General features: G+C 80.7%; 1 protein-coding gene. It reads right to left on the bottom strand.

Annotated features, from left to right (window positions below; translation table 11 throughout):
* On the bottom strand, positions 1-903 hold a 903-nt coding region (locus WCS02_RS20680; RefSeq protein WP_340296195.1), incomplete at both ends, for a hypothetical protein.

Raw genomic sequence — 903 nt, 5'->3', positions numbered from 1 at the left:
GGCACCGCCTGCCGCGTCACCCGCCGACCCACCTGCGGCCTCGGCCGCGTCGCCCGGCTCGTCACCGGGCGCGGCGGTCGCAGCCGGGTCGTCCGGCGTGGTCGGGGCGGGAGCCCCGGGATCGGTGGTGCCGGCGGCCGCGGCGGCACCCGCGAGCAGCACCGGGTCGACGACCCAGCCCGCGTCCAGCACGGCGGCGGCCGGCAGCAACCGGTCGAGCCTGCCCCCGGGGGCGAGGGCGTCGAGCAGCTCCTGCTCCTCCGGCAGCCCGGTCGTCGTGGTCGGGGGGGGTCCCTGCAGCGGCACCGTGGTCACCAGGCGGGTGGGAGCCACGTCCACCTCCGGGGTCCAGACGAGGAAGCCGCGCTCGTCGTCCACCGGCCCCGGTCCGTCGGCCCCCTCGGTCGTGGCCTCGTCGAGCAGCAGCACCTGCAGCCCGTACGCGCCGGCCGCCCCGGCCGTGCTGCGCAGCCCCGTCGCGGAGGCCTCGACGACCGCGACGAACGGGACGACCTCGCCGGCGGGCACGTCGCCCACCTGCACGACGACCTCGGTCCGGGCGTCCTCGGCCGGGTCGTCGACACCGCCGGCCGTGCCGCCTGCCCCGCCCCTGGTGCCGCCGGCGCCACCCGGGTCGTCGGGGTCGGCGGCAGGGGCCGCCTGCTCGTCCACGGGGGCGGTCCAGCGCTCCAGCGAGGAGACCGACGAGCTCCGCACCGGGGCGCGCCGCAGCTCGACCCGGGCCCCGACGAGCCCGTCCTCACCGCCGGACACCCGGCCGCGCACCGTCACGCGCCCCCCGGGCCGCAGCTCGGCCGGCAGGAGGGACGTGACCTCGACGCCCGCCTCGTCGGCCCCCGACCCGTCGGCGGGGTCGCCGGGCGCGGCAGGCGCGGTGGCGGC

The sequence above is a fragment of the Aquipuribacter hungaricus genome (assembly GCF_037860755.1).
Taxonomy (GTDB): Bacteria; Actinomycetota; Actinomycetes; order Actinomycetales; family JBBAYJ01; genus Aquipuribacter; species Aquipuribacter hungaricus.
The sequence above is the reverse complement of the archived record's forward strand: the minus strand, read 5'-3'. Positions and strand labels throughout refer to the sequence as shown.